The following is a 3,432-nucleotide window of genomic DNA, read 5'->3' as shown; positions in this document are numbered from 1 at the left end:
CTTGCGTCCGGCCCGCTCTTGGGCCAAGCCTTCAGTCGGCCGGCTGGGCGTCGAACATCCACAGCATCTCGTCGGGCCTGGGCGACCAGTCGACGTTTACGTTGACGCCGGCCAGGTTCTCGAGCTGGAAAAGGAAGATCATGGGGCGCTCTTCCACCACGATGCTGCTCTACCGATTGGAGTGTGATTCCATGATTCACCGAGTCTATTCCCCACACACGCGAGATGATCCGCAGCAGCCCATCGCCAGCGACGAGGTTTGCCGCTTCCCACAGGTGGGGTAAACAGACCTTACAGACCTTGTCACATCCAAGGAACACGGCCTAGGGTACACTTAGCGCCATGACAGAGCGCCCCATGAAGCGACTTTACTTTGGCACCGACGGCATCCGCGGCGTGGCCGGCCAAGCCCCTCTCACCGCGGAGTTTGCCTTTCGGATGGGCGTGGCCGCCGCCGAGACCCTCAAGAACGGCGACAGACCCAGCTTCATCATCGGCATGGACACCCGGCGCTCCGGGCCGATGCTGGCGCACGCGGTCGCCGCCGGGCTCAACTCGAGAGGCGCCGATACCGTCTTTCTGGGGGTGATGCCCACGCCCGCCGTGTCTTACCTCTGCAAGGCGCGCGGCGCCGACGCGGGCATCATGGTGAGCGCCTCGCACAACCCCTACTACGACAACGGCATCAAGCTTTTCGGCGCCGACGGCGAAAAGCTCCCCGACGCGCGCGAGGCCGAGATCGAGAGCCGCCTGGAAAACCCTGAGCTGCCCCTCGTCACCGGCGCGGCCATCGGCGGCTCGAGCCGCTACCGGCACCAGGACGACGACTACTACAGCTTCCTGCTCGAGCAGGCGCCTTCGCTGGACGGCATGCGCGTGGCGCTCGACTGCGCCCACGGCGCGAGCTACCAGCTCGCCCCGCGCCTGTTTGGCGACATCGGCGCCCGGCTTACGGTCATCAACGCCGAGCCCGACGGCGTCAACATCAACGTGGACTGCGGCTCGACGCATATCGCGGGGCTCCAGGAGCGGGTGAGGGCGCAGGGGCTGGACGCGGGCGTGGCCTTTGACGGCGACGCCGACCGGGCGCTGCTGGTGGACCGGCGGGGCCGCCTCGTCTCGGGCGACCACATCCTGGCGATGTGCGCCCTCAGCCGCCACGAGACGGCGGTGGTGGCTACCTTGATGAGCAATCTGGGCGTCGAGCACTACCTGCGCGAGCGTGGCGTCAGGATGCTGCGTACCCAGGTCGGCGACCGCTACGTCTTGGAGGCGCTCAAGGCCGAGGGCCTCACCTTGGGCGGTGAGCAGTCGGGCCACCTGCTCTTCCTCGACAAGGCGCCCACCGGCGACGGCCTCTTGACCGCCCTGCAGACGCTTCGGGTGGTGCGCGAGTCGGGCAAGCCCTTGGACGCCTGGGTCGATGACATCCCCCTCTACCCGCAGACGCTCGTCAACGTCCGTGTCGCGGACAAGGCAGGCGTCGCGGAGCGGCCACAGGTCAAGCGTGCGCTCGAGAGCGCGCAGCGGCGCCTCAACGGCCAGGGCCGCATCAACCTGCGCCCGAGCGGCACCGAGCCACTCATCCGGGTGATGGTCGAGGGCCCCAGCCAGGAGGCGATCGAAATGATTGCCAATGACATCGCCGCCGTGGTGGCGAGCGGATAAAGCAAGCATCGAGGAGACGGTCCTGCTGGCTTCTGTCTCTGTCCTTCCACTTCCCCTAGAGCACGAAGAGATCGGTGAATGCGAACTTCTCCCCGTCGAAGAGTCCCTCGTCGCTCAGCTTGAGCGCGGGGATGACCAGCAGCGCCATGAACGACAGGGTCATGTAGGGCGCGCGCAGGCTCGAGCCGAGCCCCCTTGCCGCCTCGTCCAGGCGGGCGTAATGACGCGCCACGCTCTCGGCCTCGCCGTCCGACATCAGTCCGGCGACCGGCAGGGGCAGCAGCCCCTCCTCTTCCTCAGCTACGAAGGAGAGGCCGCCGCGGGCCGCTATCACCAGGTTGACCGCCCGGCTTATCGCCTCGTCGGTAACGCCGACGGCGACGACGTTGTGCGAGTCGTGGGCGACCGATGAGGCCAGGGCGCCGCGCCGCAGGCCAAAACCGTGGACAAAGGCCACGGCGGGCGGCGCCTGCTCGTAGCGGTTGACCACCGCGAGCTTGAGCAGGTCACGGGCCGGGTCGGCGACCGCCAGACCGCCTGAGAGCGAAGGGTTCATCAGGCGCTCTCCCGTGACGAGCTGGCCGTCTCGCGCCTCGATGACGCGGAGCCGGCCGGGTCGCGCCTCGACCGCGAAGGCGGCCGCGGCCTGGGGGCGAGCCTCGAAGCGGTTGACGATTCTGGCGGGGCGGCGGGGCATCAGGCTCTCCCCGCGCTGGGCCACGCGCTGCCCGCCCACGTAGGTCTCGAGCACCTCGAGCCCTGCGAGGTCCTTAACCACCAGAAAGTCGGCGGGGTCGCCCTCGCGCAAGAGGCCCACGTCCAGCCCGTAGTGCTCGACGGGGTTGCGGGAGGCCACCCGCAACAGCGTCATGAGGTCGTGGCCCGCCGCCAGGCCGCGCCGCACCAGCTTGTCGATATGGCCCTCCAAGAGGTCGTCGGGATGCAGGTCGTCGCTGCAGAACATCATCCTGTCGGCGTGTTCGCGCAGGAGCGGGTGGAGCGCCGCGAAGTTCTTGGCCGCCGAGCCCTCGCGGATGAGCACCTTGAGGCCGAGGGCCAGCTTCTCCTCGGCCTCCAGACGGGTAGAGCACTCGTGGTCGCTGCCGATGCCCGCCGCCGCGTAGCGCCTCAAGGTCTCGCCGCGCACGCCGGGGGCGTGGCCGTCCACGGGTTTGCCGAGGGCTCGAGCCGCCGAGAGCTTGGCGAGCAGCGCCACCTCGCCCGCGACCACGCCAGGGTAGTTCATGACCTCGCTCAGGTACTTCACCCGCGGGTCGCCCAGGAGCTCCCCGACGGCTAGCGCGTCCAGCGTCGCCCCGGCCGTCTCGAAGGACGTGGCGGGCACGCAGGGCGGCGCGCCAAAGGCGACCTTGAAGGGCAGACCCTCGGCCTGCTCGAGCATGTAGCGCACGCCCGCGACGCCGAGCACGTTGGCTATCTCGTGCGGGTCGCTCACCGTCGCCACGGTGCCGTGCCGGACCGCCAAGCGCGCGAACTCGGACGGCACCAGCATCGAGCTCTCGATGTGGACATGGGCGTCGACGAAGCCGGGGATGAGGTAATGCTCGGCCTCGCTGGCGGGTTCGATGCGGGCGATGCGGCCGCTGGCGAGCTCGAGCCGGGCGGGATAGACGCGCCCCGCGAAGAGGTCCACGAGCTTGCCCGTCACGGCGGCGGGGCGGTAGCGGGCCGGGGCCTTAGTGGGGGCCATAGCAATAGCGCAGTATACCCCACGTCCACCACCAAAGAGGGACTATGCTGGAG

The 3,432-nt window shown here is 68.9% G+C and carries 2 protein-coding genes; one reads left to right on the top strand and one right to left on the bottom strand.

The window, feature by feature from the left end; translation table 11 throughout:
- Positions 1-342 precede the first annotated feature (342 nt).
- Positions 343-1,668, top strand: coding sequence for a phosphoglucosamine mutase (gene glmM, locus M3498_05855; GenBank protein ID MDQ3458807.1), 1,326 nt, complete (start codon positions 343-345; stop codon positions 1,666-1,668).
- A gap of 55 nt (positions 1,669-1,723) precedes the next feature.
- Here glmM and ade read toward each other — a convergent pair whose 3' ends face one another.
- Positions 1,724-3,379, bottom strand: a complete 1,656-nt coding sequence (ade, locus tag M3498_05850; protein MDQ3458806.1) for an adenine deaminase — start codon at positions 3,377-3,379, stop codon at positions 1,724-1,726.
- Between the last annotated feature and the right edge of the window lie 53 nt (positions 3,380-3,432).

The sequence above is a fragment of the Deinococcota bacterium genome, assembly GCA_030858465.1.
Lineage (GTDB): Bacteria > Deinococcota > Deinococci > Deinococcales > Trueperaceae > JALZLY01.
The sequence above is the reverse complement of the archived record's forward strand: the minus strand, read 5'-3'. Positions and strand labels throughout refer to the sequence as shown.

Excerpts from the sequence above, each read along its gene's own strand:
- glmM (MDQ3458807.1), top strand. The coding sequence starts at position 343 with ATGACAGAGCGCCCCATGAAGCGACTTTACTTTGGCACCGACGGCATC.
- ade (MDQ3458806.1), bottom strand. The coding sequence starts at position 3,379 with ATGGCCCCCACTAAGGCCCCGGCCCGCTACCGCCCCGCCGCCGTGACG.